9 protein-coding genes are annotated in these 18367 nt (G+C 56.7%); all 9 read right to left on the bottom strand.

All coding sequences use genetic code 11. The features are described 5' to 3' along the window. Positions 1 to 69 precede the first annotated feature (69 nt). A complete protein-coding gene (locus F0Q04_RS04760; protein WP_182344745.1) occupies positions 70 to 1332 on the bottom strand; it encodes an SfnB family sulfur acquisition oxidoreductase in 1263 nt (420 codons plus the stop codon). 102 nt (positions 1333 to 1434) lie between these two features. After that, positions 1435 to 2097 carry a methionine ABC transporter permease gene (locus F0Q04_RS04755; protein ID WP_021026291.1) on the bottom strand — a complete coding sequence of 221 codons (663 nt, stop codon included), beginning with the start codon at positions 2095 to 2097 and terminating at the stop codon, positions 1435 to 1437. Beyond that, a complete protein-coding gene (locus F0Q04_RS04750) occupies positions 2087 to 3277 on the bottom strand; it encodes a methionine ABC transporter ATP-binding protein (RefSeq protein WP_182344742.1) in 1191 nt (396 codons plus the stop codon). Before F0Q04_RS04750 ends, F0Q04_RS04755 begins: the two co-directional genes overlap by 11 nt. 23 nt (positions 3278 to 3300) lie before the next feature. Then, positions 3301 to 4119 (bottom strand): MetQ/NlpA family ABC transporter substrate-binding protein, encoded by an 819-nt coding sequence (locus F0Q04_RS04745; protein ID WP_182344740.1) that lies wholly within the window; start codon positions 4117 to 4119, stop codon positions 3301 to 3303. Positions 4120 to 4159: 40 nt separating this feature from the next. Next, entirely contained in the window at positions 4160 to 4972 is an 813-nt protein-coding gene (locus F0Q04_RS04740; RefSeq protein WP_021026289.1) for a MetQ/NlpA family ABC transporter substrate-binding protein, read from the bottom strand. Between the two features lie 1288 nt (positions 4973 to 6260). Further along, positions 6261 to 6464 carry a hypothetical protein gene (locus F0Q04_RS04735; protein WP_182344738.1) on the bottom strand — a complete coding sequence of 68 codons (204 nt, stop codon included), beginning with the start codon at positions 6462 to 6464 and terminating at the stop codon, positions 6261 to 6263. Positions 6465 to 6547: 83 nt separating this feature from the next. Beyond that, complete coding sequence (locus tag F0Q04_RS04730) at positions 6548 to 10879, bottom strand: RHS repeat domain-containing protein (protein ID WP_182344736.1); 4332 nt, start codon at positions 10877 to 10879, stop codon at positions 6548 to 6550. 121 nt (positions 10880 to 11000) lie between these two features. Then, complete coding sequence (locus tag F0Q04_RS04725; protein ID WP_182344734.1) at positions 11001 to 15155, bottom strand: Ig-like domain-containing protein; 4155 nt, start codon at positions 15153 to 15155, stop codon at positions 11001 to 11003. A 115-nt stretch (positions 15156 to 15270) separates the two neighbouring features. Continuing rightward, positions 15271 to 18345 (bottom strand): hypothetical protein, encoded by a 3075-nt coding sequence (locus F0Q04_RS04720; RefSeq protein ID WP_182344732.1) that lies wholly within the window; start codon positions 18343 to 18345, stop codon positions 15271 to 15273. Between the last annotated feature and the right edge of the window lie 22 nt (positions 18346 to 18367).

The raw sequence follows: 18367 nt of genomic DNA, 5'->3' as shown, positions 1-18367 counted from the left end.
GTGGCTCATGGGCTTGGCAGCAGCATGGCGCTGGCCTGGCCCTTCAAAGTCGTTGTGCGTTGCGGCGGCTCAGTTCCACTGGTGGCGGCGCGGGGCGCGGCCATTGAGCAGGTAGTTGCCCAGCAGGTGGTATTTCCAGCGCACCGGGTCGTGCAAGGTGTGCACGCGGGCATTGCGCCAATAGCGGTCCAGGTTGTAGCCGGCGCGGGCCGATGAGGTACCGCCCAGCTCCAGCAGGCGTTCGCTGGCGTTCAGCGCCGCCTCGGTAGTCAGGATCTTGGCGCGCGCCACGGCCACCGAGGCCTCGGCGCTGCTCTCGTCGGTGACGGGCTGGGCAGCGAAGGCATCCAACTGCTGCGCGGCATCGAGCAGCACCTCGCGCGCGGCATCCAGCTCCACCTGCAGCTGGCCAAACTCCTGGATGATGTAGGGGTCCTGCCAGGCATGCTCGACACCCGAGTGCACCCAGGCACGGGTCTTGTCGCGCACAAACTGGCGCGCCTCGTCAAACGCGCCCTGGGCAATGCCCATGTCGATGGCGGCTTGCAGAATCTGCGACACCGGGCCGGAGAGAGTCGGCCGGTCCTTCAGGTCATGCAGCGCAATCACATCACGCGGCTCAACCTCCACATCGGTCAGCACCACACCACCGCTGGCGGTGGTCTTCTGGCCAAAGGCGTTCCAGTTGTCGATGATCTGCAGGCCCGGCACCGTGCGCCGCACCCAGACCTGCACGGGGCGCTGCGCCTCGTCCTCGGCGCGGAAAGGCACCCAGTGGGCAAACAACGATCCGGTGGAGTAGTAGCGCGTGCCGTTGACCAGCAGCCGGCCATCGGCCGCCCGGCGCAGGCTGGCGGTGGCATCGCTCAGCTGGGCGGCGCGGCCCTTGCGCTCAGGTCCAGCATTGCCCAGCCGGTAGCCGCCCAGCACATCGGCAAACCAGCGGCTTTGCTGCGCGGGGCTCGCGGTATCGCGCAGGTTCTGCACCAGCGCAAAGTGGTTTTGTGGAATTTGCCCTAGCGAGGCATCGGCCGCGCTGATGGTCGCAAACACCTGCACGACGGTGTGCCAGCTGGCCTGCAGGCCGCCATGGCTGCGCGGCACGGTGATGCCGCCCAGGCCGCTGGCGGTATAGCGCTCGATCTCGTCCCAGGGCAACAGGCGTTCGCTGTCGCGCCGGGCCGCGCCGCCGCGAAAGCTCTCGGCCAGCGCAGCGGCCACCTGCAAGGCCTCGGCCTCGCTGCGGATCTGCGCGGGCTGGCTGGGCGGCAAAGGCAGGCGGGGTGGGGAATCGGCGGGCAACGCTGCGCCCTGGGCAACCGCTGAAGTCATTCGGTGCTTTCTGAAAGGGGTTCGGAGAGAGACAGGCCAGAGACACGCCCTGGCCTGCAGACCACGGCACTGCGCCGTGGTGGGCCGCGATAACGCGGACGGTCAGCGGCTGCGCAACCAGTGCGCCACGCGGTCGCCAGCGGTCTGCACGATGGTGACCAGCGCAATCAGCACCGCGATCACGATCAGCATCACCTGCGTATCAAAGCGCTGGTAGCCGTAGCGGATCGCCAGGTCGCCCAGGCCACCGGCCCCCACCGCGCCGGCCATGGCCGACGAGCTGATCAGCGCCACCAGGGTGATGGTGAAGCCGCCGATGATGCCGGGCAGGGCCTCGGGCAGGTAGACATGGCGCACGATGTCCCACTTCTTGCAGCCAATCGCCTGTGCCGCCTCGATCAGGCCGGGATCGACCTCACGCAGACTGACCTCGGCAATGCGCGCAAAGAACGGCGTGGCACTGATGGCCAGCGGCACAATCGCCGCCCAGACGCCAATCGTCGTGCCGGTGACCAGACGGGTGAACGGAATCAACGCGACCAGCAGCACGATAAAGGGCGTGGCCCGGAAGCCGTTGACGACGCTGCCGACGGCGCGGTTGGTGCGGGGCGATTCGAGAAAGCCACCAGGTGCCGTCACGATCAGCAAGATGGCCAGCGGAATGCCCGCCAGCAGCGCGATACCGGCCGAGGTGGACACCATGATGAAGGTGTCGGCCAGCGCCTTCCAGTAACGGTCGATGGAAATACTCAGTTCAAACAACATAGCCCAGTACCCTGATTTCATGTGCGATGGTGGCAGGGCCTTGCGTCAGCGCGGCCCAGTCGTTGCGGGCGGCGGCACCATCGATGGCGATGATGAGCTGGCCCTGGGCATGGCCCTGGATGCGGTCCACACCGCCGTGCAGCAGGCGCACCTTGGCGCCCAGTGCCTCGGCAATGCGGGGAAAGTCCGGCTCCAGCCCGTCATGGCCGCAGTAGCCCAGCTGCAGTACTTGCTCAAAGCGGCCGGTGCCGGGCGCTTGCGGCTGCAGGCGCTGCTGCAGGTCATCGGGCACGCCGTGGCGCAGCGGTGCCAGCAGGGCCTGGGTGGCGGCATGGCGCGGGTTGCCAAACACCTGCCAAACCTCGCCCAGCTCGGCAATCTCGCCCTTCTCCAGCACCAGCACCTGGTCGGCAATCTCGCGGATCACGCTCATCTCATGGGTGATCAGGATCACCGTGATGCCCAGGCGGCGGTTGATATCGCGCAGCAGCGCAAGAATGGCCTGCGTGGTTTCCGGGTCCAGCGCCGAGGTGGCCTCGTCGCAGAGCAGAATCTCGGGGCGCGTAGCCAGCGCACGGGCAATGCCTACGCGCTGCTTTTGCCCGCCGGAGAGACGGCTGGGGTAGGTCTTGTGCTTGTCCTGCAGGCCCACCAGGTCGAGCAGCTCGGTCACGCGCTGCTGGATCTGCGCAGCCGGCACACCTGCGACCTTGAGCGGCAGCGCCACGTTCTCGAACACCGTCTTGGCCGACAGCAGGTTGAAGTGCTGAAAAATCATGCCGACGCGGCGGCGCAGTTGCACCAGGCCCGCTTCATCCAAGGTGCCAATATCGACACCATCGACCAGCACCTGGCCGCTGCTGGGCGCTTCCAAGCGGTTGATGGTGCGCAGCAGGCTGGACTTGCCCGCGCCACTGCGGCCGATGATGCCGAAGATGCTGCCCGCAGCAATGTCCAAGGTGATGTTCTGCAGCGCAGGCACCTCACCGGCCGATGAGCGGTAGACCTTGCCCAGATTGCGGAATACCACGGTGCCCAAGGGGGTGGCGGCTACCGGCGCCTGGCCGCTTGCGGCGGTTGGTACCGCTGCGCTGGCGCGCGCAGCACGGCCCTCGGCGGCCGGCTCGGCCTCGGCGCGGAACTGCTTGCGCAATACATTGGATACGGCGGAAAGGGCCATGTGCGTCTCCTGGTGTCCTGCCCTTACCAGGGCAAGGTGTAGAGCTTGGGGTCGTTGTTGAACTGCTGGCTGATCGCCTGCTTGACTGCCGCAGAGTTCTGGAACACCTGGACAAATTTGCGCAGCTTGGGGTCGTCGGCACGGCTGGCCTGCGCGACAAAGCCCATCGCATAGAAGCGGTCGGCAATGCCCGAATAGGCCAGGGCCTTGCTGGCCTGCTCCTTCTTGCCGGCGCTGACAAAGTAGCTCGGCCAGAGCACGGCCAGGTCCACATCGGGCAGCGAGCGGATCAGCTGCGGGCCTTCGACTTCATAAAAGCGCAGCTGCTTGGGGTTGTCGGTGATATCGGCCACCGTGGCGCCGGGCGCATCGCCGGTGCGCAGGCGGATCAGGCCGGCCTTTTGCAGCAGTGCCAAGCCCCGGCCCTGGTTGACCGGGTCATTGGCAATCGCGACCTTGGCCTTGGCCGGCACATCGGCCAGCGACTGGTAGCGCTCGGAGTAGATGCCAATGTTCTGCAACAGGCCCAGGCCCACAAACTTGAGCTGGTAGCCGCGCTCCTTGATGACGTTGTTCAAGAAGGCCTGGTGCTGGAAAAAGTTCAGGTCCACATCGCCGTTGTTGACGGCCTCATTGGGCACCGTCCAGTCGGTGAACTCGACCAGCTCCACATCCAACCCCTGGCTCTTGGCATCGGCCACCACCGCCTTGATGGCATCGGCCGTGGCCCCCGGCGTGGAGGCGATGCGGATCTTGTCGGCTGCCTGCGCCAGTTGCCACCCTCCCAGCATGGCCGCTGCTGCAATTGCCGCCACCACACGTCTGTTTATCTTGTTCGTCATGTTTTTCTCGCTTGCTTGATGAAAGGTCTTGGTACGCGGCTTACTTCTTCAGCCAGGCCAGCGTGTAGAGCCGGTCGTCATTGCTGAAAGACTTTTTGCTGACCGTGCGCACGGTCTCGGAGTTCTGGTAGATGCGGATGAACTTCTGCACCACCGGGTCGTTGACCCGGTCCTTCTTGACCACGAACTGGATCGCGAACTGTTGGTCCTCGATGCCCGAGTACGCCAGGCCGCTCGATGGATCAAAGGCCTTGGCCGCCACGATGAAGTGCGGGTAGCCCTGGGCGATATCCACATCACCGGTGATGCGCACCAGCTGCGGCCCTTCGACCTCGACAAAGCGCAGCGACTTGGGGTTGCTGGCAATGTCGTTGATGGAGCCCAGATAACCGACACCCGGCTTGAGCGTGATCAGCCCGACCTTTTGCAGCAGCAACAGGCCCCGGCCCTGGTTGACCGGGTCACTGGCAATGCCCACCTTGCCGTTGTTGGGCACATCGGCCACGTTCTTGTGCTTGAGCGAATACAGGCCCACATTGGCCAGAATGCCGGTGCCGGCGCTGGCCAGCGCATAGCCATTCTTCTTCACCGCGTTATCCAGAAACGGCTGGTGCTGGAAGTAGTTGATATCGATATCGCCGTTGTTGACCGCGACATTCGGCGTGGTCCAGTCGGTGAACTCGATCACCTCCACGTCAATGCCCTGGGCCTTCGCATCCTTGGCAGCCGCATTGATGGAATCGGCATAGGCACCGGGCACGACAGCGATCTTGAGCTTGTCTGCCGCCACAGCTGGCAGCACGGCCACAGCAATGGCAGCGGAGATCAGCACACGCTTGAAACTCTGAAACATGGGACGTCTTTCTGGAGGTAAAGACTGCGCCATCACATGGCGGCAGCAGCAACGAAGCCTCCATTGGAGCTTTCGGGCTGGCTTTGCACCACGAAGAATTTCAAATATGGATATGAGAAGTCTGTGCTGGGGTGTCAGGTACTCAGCCTCGAACGTGTTCTCTCAGAAAACCATAGGGGTCGGAAGAAGTCGAGGATGTTCTTGTTCAGGCGGCGCTCTATGGAAACGCTTTGCGGTGGTTCTAGCGCGGGCTCGCAGGCCTCAGAGTTGGATGTCTGCTGAGGTCTTGGCTGGAGGCTAAAAGGCAGTGCTTTTGGAGCCTGGGTGAGAAGGAGTTTGTCAGGACACACGAGCGATCACTGGCTGAGCGCAGCGCTCAGGTGTCTACACTCAGCGCGCCCCTGGGGCGCACTAGACGCCACTCATTGGCTAGTTGCTGCAGAACTGTATCTCGGATAGTGGAGGGATTGGCCTTGGGTAGTTTGATGAGACAGGGCTTGCCAGCGTTAACACTGGCAAGCCCAAAAAACCCCATATCCTATTGCACCTTCAAATTAAGCAATGCAACATTTTTTTGAAATAAACCAAAATAAATTTATTACGGAATTCGCCCATTCAGCATTAATCCATAAATATCATCATTTCAAAAATTCAAATACAATATTCATCAACAACACGCACACCCAGACAATACCAATCATCTGGAGGCTCTCAGAAAATCAATTCAGAACCACCATTAAGAAGCTTTACGCCATTTACTTTTTATATTAACAATAAAATCACATGCTTTAAAAATACATCTTTAATATTAGAAAAATCTGAATAGCACAGGAGAAAATATTTAACATCACCCCTTAATTACTTTTAATTGGGGCTATGCCGATTGGATTTTGGCATCCAGCCCGATGCATATCCCCTGAACCTCAGTCATTATTTTAATGGCAGTAAAGTCAAATTCAGATTAGCTAACTTTCTCATATTTCTTCTTTTTTCTAAGTCAACGCAATTTCCCCAACTTGCAAACCACATTGACAAAATTAAAACAACGAGAAAGACGAGACGGCCGGCACATAGAACACCAACGCTGCAGCTATCTTCGTCAATACAACGCCTATCAGATATATTCCAATTTTTGTAATTACAAAACACACTCCTCAATGTCTACTTCATTAAACAACGTCACTACAACCTCATCACCATTAAATATATAAAGAGCATACACATAAAAAATCAACATTCAGACACAAGAATTCTTCGATAAATTAAACACAAAATAAAAGCCATAAATTCATTTTCCTGGCGTGGAAGAAATCGGATCACCCGCGCAATCAAATACCACTTCAAACTCCCCTCCTGGCACTCTCGGCTCAACTATGAATTTAACATAATAATTATTTCTTTTATATACAACTTCAAATTTTCCAAATTGAATCAAGTCCTCATCCATCTTATAAAGTTTTTTCATTCTTTCAATGGCTTCCGCATCGCGCATCCTTCTACCACAGCCTCCTTCACACAAAGTGCCAAAGCATGCGGATAACTGAGGGATTATTAAGATTACCAACAAGATCGTCTTCACATTGGGCATTGTCTTTTTTCTCCAAGTTCCTTTTTACTTGAAGCTATAGAAGCTTTAATTTTCATCTTGCAAAGTGCATCATCGCCGCACTCAGGAAGACTATCTGTGAGACATTTCAGCTCTGCACCATATGCCTCACACTCACCTTTCTCAGGGCTTATTTTATCGATATCAAATGGATTGACAAAGTAACTACAATCCATGGGGCATTTTTTCACATGCGCCTGATGTGTATCTTCATGCACTTTTGCACATCTTCTAGAGATATCTCGCCCATACTTTGCATGATCGTATGATTTAGAAAGACAGCTAATAGATCGTCCTTGACAACACATAACGGTTCCAGTCGCTAATGAAGGCATTTCAAAGTTAAGACCGTCGCTCGAAGTTGGTATTGAATTACAGCAGTCTTGATCTGTCATTTGAGGCTGACAACATGGTTTAGCTTGTAGCCCCTGGGGGTCATAATACATTATCGGATTAGATGATGCATAAGCATAAAAATTACTACCACCCTTTAAGCCAATAGGATCACTCTGTATATAGCGCCCAATTTGCGGCATATAATTCCGTCTGTAATTATAATGAGACCGACTCTCTTCATCCCAATATTGACCAGGAAATCTTAGATTGATATTTATAGAATTATCCAATATCTTCACAGATCCAAACGAATCATAAATTGCAGACCAAGTGATCAATCCATCCCCGTTAACCGAAACTACAGGAAACCCCAAATGGTCATTATGTATATAGTTATAAGCGGTCATCTTTTCACTTAAAGCACCTTTAACAACATCGGCCTGCCAAACTGGATTAGCTCCCCACTCCTCATCACTAACATCAGCCCTACCCCAGCCATAAGCCTTTGTCATCACTCCCTTTGAATCAAACTCAGCCACAAGACCTTGATTATTGTAAGCATAGTAGAAGGTATCAATATCTACACCATTCTTCTTACTCTTACTTATGCGCCTACCGTACGGATCATAGCCATATATAACATCTAGACGGTCATTTTTATAGCCTATCAACCGCCCTGTAGCATCGTAACTATATAGTATTTTCGCTTCGGAGCTACTTTCAGCAACCAAATTCCCCTGAGGGCTATATGTAGCGCTCACCTCTTGTAAATTTTCATCAAACATATCACGCTTTGGATATGCTACCAACTGATTCCCTGCATAAACCCACCCCCCGGGTTGATGCAAACTAAATATGCGATTACCAGCATTATCATATTTATAAGCTTCGCTTTCAAAACCAAGATTTCGTGCATCGCCATTAGGCTCAACCTCAGTCAGTCGATTATCATCATCGTACGCATATTTAAATATGCCGTTTTGGTCGTCAATCTGCTTTATATTGCCTATTACATCATATTCATACGACTTATGCGCAATCAGCCGATCCTTTGCAACGATGTTTATATTTTTAAGTCTATACAAACCATCAAATTGGGCTTCTGACCTACTACCAGGAAAAATTATATTAGCAGGTTTCCCGTGGAAATATCTCTCATAATTTATCACTTGCTTATTAGGTAACTTTATTTGAGATAAGTTAGCATCGGTATATTGATACGACTGAACTGAAGAGTCAGGATAGGACACCTCAACAATTCTCCCATCCCTGTCATACTTATATCCGATATTAAAACCAAAAACTTCAGTCTTATTGACCATCCCGTATTTAACAGTTGAATTTATCACTCTCCCCCGCATATCTCGCTCATAGACTACCGAGCTCAATAGCCTATCATCAAAACCCATTTGTTGATACTCAATCACTTGCCCGTCCAAATCATGCCGGTACGCTATGGATTGAATAGTCTTTAACGATGCATCACGGTATACCTCCTTTTGGAGATTATAAAGATTATCGTAATAAAACTCTTTTATATTCCCTCCCCCATCTACTCGTGAAATTAATTTACCATTCTTATTATACGTAAAATGCACTACCACACCCAATGGAGAAACTGTCTTCACAACCCGCCCATTTCTATCATAAGCATATTTGAATCTATTATCACTCCCATCCAAAAACTCCGTCATTTCATTATCGAAACGATAGCTATATCCACTAAATCCACCAGCAGGAGTATTTACTGAAAGAAGCCTACCCAACGAATCATATGCAAAGAGTGTTGCAGCACCAGCAGCATTAATAACGGCGACCCTTTCCCCGGCAGCATTATATTGAACGATCCGAGATCTTTTTTCACCGTCATCAAAGATTTCCGTAGTTTTCACCTTCCGACCTAACTGGTCGTAACTATATACCTCAGAATAGCTTGCATAATTCGTTGAAATTAGTAACCCGGCATTTTCCGTTTCATAGTCTCCATATACATACGACGTTTTTTCACCAGCGATATTATATATATTAGATATTCTACCGAACTCATCATACTCATTAACAATACTCAACCCGCTGGGACTGATTGTTTTTTGCACGCTTCCATATTTATCATACTGTACTTTACGTCCACTTCCACTCGAATCACCAGGCTCACTAATTTCAGTCAACCGCCCTAACTCATCATATTTAATATTGGTTTCGTAACCCATAGCAGTTGTCGATTGAATTCTTCGATTTAAAGAATCATATTTAAATCGCTCAACAATCTCTCCGGCAACAGATATCATCTCCACACTGCCAGATTTGTTATATCTGTAGGTTTTCCTATTATTTTCAGGGTCTATTTTTTCAACCAATGACCCTATAGAGTCGTATATCTGCGTAAAGGTATTGTCTTCGCCATCTTTGAAAATAATTACATTGCCCGCACTGTCGTACTGCCAGCTTTGGGTAATCGCATCTGCCTTGGTGGCATCCCCCGCGCCCTTTGTGCTGCTGGTGAGTTGGCTGTAGGGGTCGTAGGTATAGACGGTGGTGCGCTGCTCGGGCAGGCCTTTGGCCTCCACCCATTCGGTCACATTCCCCTTGCTGTCATACCGCCAGGTGCTCACAACCCCCAACTGGTTGGTGTAGCTGCTCTGCCTGCCAAACACAGGCTCATAGGTGTACTTTTCCACGCTGCCATCGGGGTGGGTGATTTGCAGCGGCTGGTAGTTGCTGTCGTAGGTCGTGGTGGTGCTGTAGCCCCGGGCGTTGGTGTATTTCTGGCTGTAAGCGCCATCCCATTGGTTAGAGGCGGTCTTTTTACCGTTGAAGGTGCGACTGAGCTCATTGCCTTGCAGGTCGTACTGGGTGACGGTGGCGTTGCCCCGGCAGTCGGTGTAGGTGACTTCGAACACCCGGCGCTCGCGCAGGTAGTTGTTGGCGCCCGTGGATGCGCAGCCGCTTTGCCCATCAAACTGCCCCACGCGCCCGCCGCCCCAAAGGTTGGCGAGCTTTTGCGTGGTGCCGCTGGTGCCTGTGGGGTCGATGGTGACGCCCTTCTTGCCCAGGCTCAGCATGGGCTCGGGTGCGGGGATGCTTTGGATGTACTGGGCGCTGATCTTGAGACCCAGCGGGTCGGTGCGGCTAGTGATCTGGCCGTTGGCGTCGTACCCGTACTTCCAGGCGTTGCCCATGACGTCGGTGACCTGGGCCAGGCGCTGGCCTGCCCATTGGTAGCTGACGCTGCGCCCAGCCAGGTCTTCTATTCTTGTGATCAGGCCCCCTGCCATGGTGACGGTGTAGATGGTTTTGCCCCCGTGGTCCAGGATGCGGGCGCTGGTGGCGCTGTCGTAGGCGAAGCTGACTTTGACGCCGCTGGCGTTGGCATAGCTTTGGATGACGCCGTCTGCGCTGTAGTGGATGGTGTTGCCAAAGCGGTCGTACCACTGCCAGCCGGTGTGCTGGCCAGCTGCATCCTTGAGCCTTTTGATATAGACGGGGGCGTTGCCTTTGCTCTTGGCCATGTACAGATCGCTTTGGCCGCTGCGTTCGTAGAGCACTCCCACCCGCTCTATCACTTTGGCGTCGCTGCCCAGCGGATCGAGCTCAAAGCTGAGCGGTGCCCAGGCGGGGTTGAGCCACCAGCGCCCCTGGCTCCAGGAGCGGGCGATGTCCAAGCTGCCGCCCAGCACTTTGACGCTCAGGTCGGTGTTGCTCTCTTGGTATTCGCCATTGATCCAGTTGATGCGCGGCTCGCCGGCTTTGGCGACCGGGGTAAAGCCCAGCTCGGTATTGGGTGCGAAAGCGCCGATGCCGGAGATTCCTTGGGCGGAGGCCACGCTGGCCAAGCCCAAAGCGGCGACCAGCAGGCTGGTGCGCAGTAGGTGCTTTGCGGGGGCACTCCCATTTGCATTAGCGAGTGCTGCAGTCTTTGCCGCAGCAGCCGCTAATCCTGCTGTGTTTTTCTTTGTCATTGTCATATCTCATTCCCTCATATTGCTTGGCGTGGCATGGGCTGATGCCTGGCCTTGCTGCGGCTTTGTGCGGCAGCAAGGCTTGATGGCCAGTGTTTTTTGATTGGGTTGTTCAGGCGCTGAAGGCTTAGCTACTGCCAGGGCCAGCGGGGCCAGATCCACCACCGCCTCCTCCGCCCCCGCCACCACCGCCAGGGCCTGAACCGGCACCAGCGCAGCACTCACCCCGGCAATGGGGTGTGCACTGTGGCGCCAGAGGCAGTTGGGTGCCGCTTCCTCCACCAGAGCCACCGCCCCAGCCGCCTCCTCCGCCGCCCCAGCCTCCGCCACCTCCACCTCCGCCGCTACACGATGTACCGGTGCCGACCAAGCGGCTGTATTGGGAGAACACCACCCGGTTCTCTCGCTCGCCGTTGACGCATTCAAACGAGCATTCGGCCGTGGCCCACACGCTGTAGGACGAGCAGCTGGATGCCTTGCTGCTGAAGGTGTTGGCCAACGCGCGTTGCACAGCGGTAAAGTCGCCCGCCTTGGCATTGGTAAAGCCAATGCCCTTGGGGTGCAGCTTGACGGCGGTCACCCGGTAGGGGATGACCACACGCTGCTTGGCTGCCAGCACCTTAGGGATGTCTGCCAAGAACTCGTAGCGGTAGTACTCGTCGGACTGGGGCGGCTTGAAGACGACGTCCTCGGCCTGGATCAGGCCGTAGTTGGTCAAGGTCAGCTCGCCGGTGTGCTCCTCGCCAATTTGCAGCTCGGGCAGGTTGATGGACAGCGGCTCCAGCAGCACCACAGGTGCGGGCACCTGGGTCTGGAACGTGGCTTCCAGATTGATGTCGTAGACATCGGGAATGGTGGTTTCCGTGACGCTGAAATCAATGCTGATGGTTTGGTACTGCAGGTGCACCCGCTCCGTGGTGGTGATGCCCGGGCGCACAAAGATGCGGCCGGTCTTGTCAGAGTGGCGCGGGCCACTGGCACGGTAGGTGTAGGTGCCTGGTGGCAGGTCCGTCACGACAGCCTTGCCTTCCGCATCGGTGGTGAGCGTGCGCAGATAGGTGAGCACAGCATCGTTTTGCAGGCGGATGCGGGCGCCCGTCACACCCTTGATAGGCTGGTTGTCCGCGCCCAGGGTTCCGGTAAACAGGTCGGTGATCTGGAAGCTCACCCCACCCTGCCCGCTTTGGGTCACGGCCACCGATACCGGAATGACGCCATCCCCGCTGTTGCCTGCGGTGACGATCAGCTTGTAGTTGTAGATGCCATCGGCCACATTCTTGCCTGGGCTGGCCGTCACCTGGATGGGCACTTCGCCGCCCACATCAATGGCCCCGATCTGGTTGCCGCTGGCCAGGAATACCCAGGCAGGCGGCGGGTTGCCGCTGTTGTCTACCAGCTTGACCTGCACATTCTGCGCAGCCACCAGGCCCCGGTTGCCGATGACTACGCTCTCGGTGACAGAGCTTTCTTGTTGCACGCCGGTCTCGATGAACGTGGGCTTGGCAAACAGATCAGGGCGGGCTTGCACCAGCTTGTAGTTGATGCTGAATGTGCCGCGCGGCGTATCGCCTGAATCGGCTGCAAAGGCGGTGAGGACGACCGTGCCCGATTCACCTGCCGTAGCGCTGCCGGTGAACTTGATGACCATGGGCACGGAGGCACCGGCGGCAATATTGACAGGCGGGCCTGCATCCACGCTGATGCCTGGCGGCAGGCTGCCGCTGGGCTGGTTGGCCGGCACAACGGCCCAGCGCACCCCCTCCACGCCTGTGCCGGCACTGGCACGCGCCTGGATGGTGATGCTGCTCGCAAAATCGCGCGCGGCTGTCAGGTTGTAGCTGGAGAGGTTAAAGCTCAGGCGGTTGATCGTGAAGCGCCCTTGCTCAGCGGTTGCGGTTTCATCGGGATGAACCACCGAGACGACATAGGTGCCGTTGTCATTGGCAGCGGGTACAAACTCATAGCGGTAATTGCCGCTCGCATCGGTTGCGATATTGATGCGGCGCTTGAAGCCTGCGATATCCAGCACGATGCGCAGCGCAGCATTGGGGATCGCCTGCGCGGTATCGCGCGTAACGGCGGCACCGGTGATGACAATGCTTTGCGCCCCATAAGACAGCGCAGGGCTGATATTGGCCACCGTGCCGGTGTAAGGCGTCTTGGGCACCTCGGGCACGACGGGAGCGTTTTGCACCGTCACTACGCGGGTGGCCTGCGCGGTCTTGCCTGCGGCTGAGGTGGCCACGGCCTTCAAGGTATAGCTGCCATCGGCTGCCGCATTAGCTGCCCATTGCGCGCTGTATGGCGCTTGGGTGGGCGATGCCAGCAGGACATCGTTGGCGTAGATATCTACCTTGGCAATGCCTGCTGGGGCAGAAGCCACGGCGGTGATCGTGGCCGCGCTGGACAACACCGCATTGGGCGCCGGCGCCACAAAGCTGATGCTGGGTGGTGCGCTGGCATAGGTCACCGTGACCGCCGCGCTCTTGGGGCTGTTGCCACGCGTGTTGCTGGCGGTCGCCTCAATCTGGTGTGCGCCTTCAGCGGATAAGCTGATGCTGGCCGCAAAGCTGCCATTGGCGCCCACTGCGACAGGCGTACCCGATGCCTGCCCGTTCAAGAACAGCTGCAACTGCGAGCCTGGCATTGCTGTGCCCGCCACATTCAGCTGCGGCACGGCCACGGTCGTGCCCGCTGCGGGCTGGGTGATGACCGGGGCGGCAGGGGCACTCAGATTGAGGCTGAAAGGAATATCCAGCACTGCCGCAATGCCATCGGCATCGGTCGCGGTGATGCTGAAGCTGTGGTTGCCATTGGGCAGCTGGGCAAAATCCACCATCTGGCTGTGGGTGACGGGGCTGGTCTTGCCATAGCTGCGCTCAAAAATCTGCACGCCGTTGACGGCAGCCTGGAGGCTGGTGACACCCACGGCACTTTCTGCGCTAACCGCCAACGTGCCCGGCTGGGTGATCGTGGGATTGGCTTGCAGCGCCTGGCCGGCAAAGCTGGCGGTGATGGCTGGGCCGTTGCCGCCTTGTTTTTGTACTTGTACGGTGCGGGTGGCGGTATTGCTCAAGCCGGCGGTATTGGTAGCCTTGGCTTTGAGGGTGTAATTGCCGTTGGGCACACCCACCAAGGACCATTGCACTTGGTAGGGCGCGGCGCTGAGCAGCGCCAGGCGCTTGTCGTTCACCAAGAGCTCCACATCCCGCAGGCCCTCAGCATCGCTGGCCGTTACCGCAATGGTGGTGTCTTGCTCCAGCACCGCGTTTGCTGCAGGTTGGCTGAATTGCACCACGGGCCCCTCGGGCGCATAGGCAATGGGCTGGCTGAGCGAGAACTGGTTGGTCTTGTTCTGTGCCGTGCGAAACTGCACATACAGCATCTTGTCGCCACCGCCGCTGGACAAGGTGTAGACCAGCTTGTTGGGATGGCCCGCCATTGCCTGCCAAGGCAGTGAATCGCCAAACTGGTCCGATTCCTGGATGCGGTACTGCGCTGCCTGCGGGCACTCCAGGACCAACTCAACATTGCGAACCCGGGTGACATAGCCCTGGGTGGGCGCCATCGTGCAGTTCAGCACCGGCTCTGCCCCCAGATAGCTGCCATAGTCCACCCCGCTGCTGACGGCATTGCCCTGGCCTGCCGGATTACCTACCGAATCTTTGGGGCCGCTGGCATGCCCCCACCAGTTGCCGCGCGCTTGCACCACGGCAGCGGGCTGGGTGTTACGCACCCCAAACTGAGTATTGGCCGAAATATCGGATTCAGCGATGGCAGGCGTTGCACCTTGCTCGGCCAACAGACCCACCTCGTTATGGGTGATGCGTGATGCGCTGATGCTGGGACTACCACTGCCTATCACCCGAATACCCACGGCATTGTGGCTGAGCTGCAAACGGTTGAAGCTATAGGCACCGCCATGCACGACCAGGCCAGCGCCCCCGTTCATATAGCTGGGCAAACCTGCTGTGCCACCGGCATACCGAATCTGCAAGCCATCGAGTTTGAGGCCAGCCGCAGGCACACCTGCCTCGACCAGCACGCCCAGCCAATCAACTGCTTGTGCAGTGCCAGGCTCTGGGTTGGTGGCCGCAATGGCGCTGTCATCGAACTGGCTGGTGAACAGGACGTTGGAGCCAGTCTGCAACTGGTCGCGCACATTGATGCCAGCGCCCTCGCCAAATTTAACGACAACGCCATCGGCAATACTGAGCTTGGCATTGCCTGCCGCCAGTGCGACGGCGCCGCCTGCCAGCGCGGTGCCTGCTAGTACCGTCACAGCTATGGTGTGGCTGTGTTTTTTGCTCGCCGCTGCCGCCCTGCGGCCTACAGAGGCCCAGGCTCGACGAGAGAATAAAGAAGTGATATGGGAGAGTTGCATGGTCTTCTCCTTCTTATGGGTTGACAGTGATCACGCCGCTGGTGGCCGGCACGAAACCGGGGCTGCTGGCGGTTATCTGGGTGGTGCCGGGGGATATGGCGGTGAAGGTGGGGCTGCGAGAGAACCAATTACCTCTATACCAGATCACCGTCTCAGTGACGGCAGCTACAGACGGCTCTGAGCTTGAGAAGGCAATAGAAATAGGAGTGGCTGGAGTTTGGCGAAGAAAATTTTCTCTGCCTGGTACTTGTGCCGAAACATAGATAGCCTCATGCGCTTGCCCAACATCAATACTGGGAGAAGTCCCATGCAGTTGTAGTACCGCACTCACCACCTCCACAGTGAGGATAGATGTATCAAACCCTGCCGCAGTAGCAACGATCTGGGTAGAGCCCAAATCCACCCCCGTTATGCTTACATGTGCATAGCTTTGTCCAGCGGGAATGGTGACCGTTGGGGGAACTGAACATATGCTTTCATTAACGCAACGCAAATTCACCGTTAACGCATCGGCGCCACTATCCACTTCATCATCCGTAAATCTTTCCACGAACAAGTCACCAGGGAGGGTTGACAGGTATTTTCCTACCACGGCCCTGCCTCCACCTGTTGCCGTCAGCTCCAATCGATTTGGACCAGCAGTAACTCTTTGCACCCAGGACTTAACACTTACTAGATCTTTAATCTCGGCGCTAATCTGGTATGTACCTGCAGCTATGGGTTGCGCAACGTAAGCCGGCCCAGATAAAGCCCGCCCCATTGGAATAGTTACCTGGGAAACTGGATTTCCTGCTACGTCATAAATGCCATTGATTATTCCCTCTGAATCTTGGTCAGTAATTCTTACGTTCACAGTCAGAGGATTACTTGCATACTGAGAAAACTGATTTCTAGCATCTGGCACCCTGACCCATATAAGGAAATCATCTTTTTCACTCGAGGTAGTTCTTTCGTAGTCCAAATTCGCAATCTCGAACAGAGGTATGACTACATCCACAGGAAAAGGCACAGCCGCTGTCGCGCCCTCAGCAGTGGCTTCCAAATGCGTTGAGCCCACTTCTAAACCTGTGACACTAAAGTAGGCGGTGCTTTCACCTGCGGGAATAGTGACCGTTTCGGGCGTCTGGCACAGACTATCTGCAGCACAGCGCAGGTGTACGGTCATCGCTTCAGGTTCGCTGCTACCAATGCCATTGGTCAGTCGCTCGACATAGACTTCATCCCTGTAATAGCTGTACAGCCCTTTGCCCACGACGACCTTGCTACCGTCCACGCGGCCGACCCGCAAACCAAACTTTTCCTGGACGTGCACATTCAAGGTCTTGGAGATCAACCCAGGGGACGAAATTGCAATGGCTGTCTTTCCTTCCGCCAAGGCATTGATGGTGATGGGGACTGTCGTATAGGTGTGCCCGGCTGGAATGAACACCTGCACAGGGCTGACCGAGGCAACTGCTGGATCCTGGCTTACTACGCCCACGACGATTCCATCCTTCGGCGCAACCTTGTCTATGTGCACACGCACCGTTCGGCTCGCATTCACATTCATCACCAGATCTCCTAAAGGAGCGGTGTTTAATCGGATCTCATCAACACGCAACGCGGTTTGTGCTGACTGATAGCCAGCGGCGGACGCGACCAAAGAGGTGGAGCCAGAGTTAATACCTTGAATCGTAAAGCTCACGCTGCTTTGGCCTGGAGGAATAATCACTGCGGCAGGAATCTGAGCCAAATTGCTTTGTGCGAGGGCCAAGCTCACGTTCAAACCTGCAGCAGGTGCCGGCTCCGTGGTCTCCAAAGTCACAGTCCTGCTACCCGTAGGCGCTACCACCACACTGGTTGGCAACACCAGTGCCTTGCTGCGCACATTGACTGTGGACCATGCACTGTTGTAGCCGTCTGCCTGCGCTGTCAAACGGCTGATACCGTCAACCAGACCCTTTACTTCAAAGCTCACACTCTGTTGGCCGGCTGCGACCTCCAGCTGGCTAGGCGCCCAGAGCGAGGCCGCGTCTGCGTTGTCCAACTGCACTGCCACATTGGATACGGCAGGCGTTGGCAGCGACAAGGTCATAAAGAGCTTTTGGTTGCTCCCCACCGTAGCGTTTACAGGCACCAGTCCCAAAGAAGGCAGATTAGTGACTTCAATGTCGGTTTCAGCCATACCCAACGTCGCATGGCTGACGGTGATCTTGGTGGTGCCCAGGCTGCTGGCCTGCACCTCCAGATCGGCACTGGTTTGCCCTTCGGGCACGGTGACACGGGTAACGGCCGACGCGACCGAGGGAACACTGCTGCTGACATCGATCAGCGTGCCGCCTGCGGGGGCTGGTGCATTGAGCGACACCCGCAGCATGGCCACCACACCGGGACTGAGCTTGAGTTTGGCTGGATCCAGCGCCAAAGGTGCCTGGCCGATATGCACCAGGCCTTGCTGCACCAGATAGGGGATACCGACGATGCCCCAGACCACCTGCGTGCGAATGGTGCCTGAGGGCACAGAGATTGCATTGAGCGAGTTGCCATTGGCGGTATTGCCCGTACCCACCGGTGACGAAGCCAGGTCCATGCTGATCGCAGGGCCACTGTGGTGGTTGATGGCGGTGTTGTTGATAACGGGGGAAGCCGATTCAATCGCCACGCCGCTGCCGTATTCGATGACGACATGGCCCAGCTGCGTCAGTGCCTGGTTGGTGCCTGCGGTGAAGCGCCATTGCCGCCAGTCACCGGTGGCGGGCGTTGCAGATGCCGAGGTGATTTTGATGGGCAAGCTGGGAGTGCCCACGGCCTGGAGCGCACCCCGCTTCAAAGTAAAGCTGGCCGCCGTTGCCATCTGGATGGTCACCCCGGGCTCAATACTCAAGGTAGCGTTGTTATCCACAATCACATCGCCCTGGAACAGATAGGGCGACTGCGCGGCGCGCAATGTGGTGTTGCTGGTGATCACGCCCGTCACCGGCGTTTGTGCCAAGGCTGGCTGGGCCGCACAGAGCAGCATCAGCCAAAGGCCCAGCATCTGCAAGCCCTGCCAGGCCTTGCGTGCCCAGACCGCCGCTTGGAGCGCTGAAGATGGTTGTTGTTGGTACATGCTTCCCCCTGTATTTCTCATT

Source organism: Comamonas koreensis (genome assembly GCF_014076495.1).
In the GTDB taxonomy this organism is placed as follows: Bacteria; Pseudomonadota; Gammaproteobacteria; order Burkholderiales; family Burkholderiaceae_C; genus Comamonas; species Comamonas squillarum.
This window is presented reverse-complemented; position numbering and strand designations above follow the sequence as displayed.

Excerpts from the sequence above, each read along its gene's own strand:
- F0Q04_RS04760 (WP_182344745.1), bottom strand. The coding sequence starts at position 1,332 with ATGACTTCAGCGGTTGCCCAGGGCGCAGCGTTGCCCGCCGATTCCCCA.
- F0Q04_RS04755 (WP_021026291.1), bottom strand. The coding sequence starts at position 2,097 with ATGTTGTTTGAACTGAGTATTTCCATCGACCGTTACTGGAAGGCGCTG.
- F0Q04_RS04750 (WP_182344742.1), bottom strand. The coding sequence starts at position 3,277 with ATGGCCCTTTCCGCCGTATCCAATGTATTGCGCAAGCAGTTCCGCGCC.
- F0Q04_RS04745 (WP_182344740.1), bottom strand. The coding sequence starts at position 4,119 with ATGACGAACAAGATAAACAGACGTGTGGTGGCGGCAATTGCAGCAGCG.
- F0Q04_RS04740 (WP_021026289.1), bottom strand. The coding sequence starts at position 4,972 with ATGTTTCAGAGTTTCAAGCGTGTGCTGATCTCCGCTGCCATTGCTGTG.
- F0Q04_RS04735 (WP_182344738.1), bottom strand. The coding sequence starts at position 6,464 with ATGCGCGATGCGGAAGCCATTGAAAGAATGAAAAAACTTTATAAGATG.
- F0Q04_RS04730 (WP_182344736.1), bottom strand. The coding sequence starts at position 10,879 with ATGACAATGACAAAGAAAAACACAGCAGGATTAGCGGCTGCTGCGGCA.
- F0Q04_RS04720 (WP_182344732.1), bottom strand. The coding sequence starts at position 18,345 with ATGTACCAACAACAACCATCTTCAGCGCTCCAAGCGGCGGTCTGGGCA.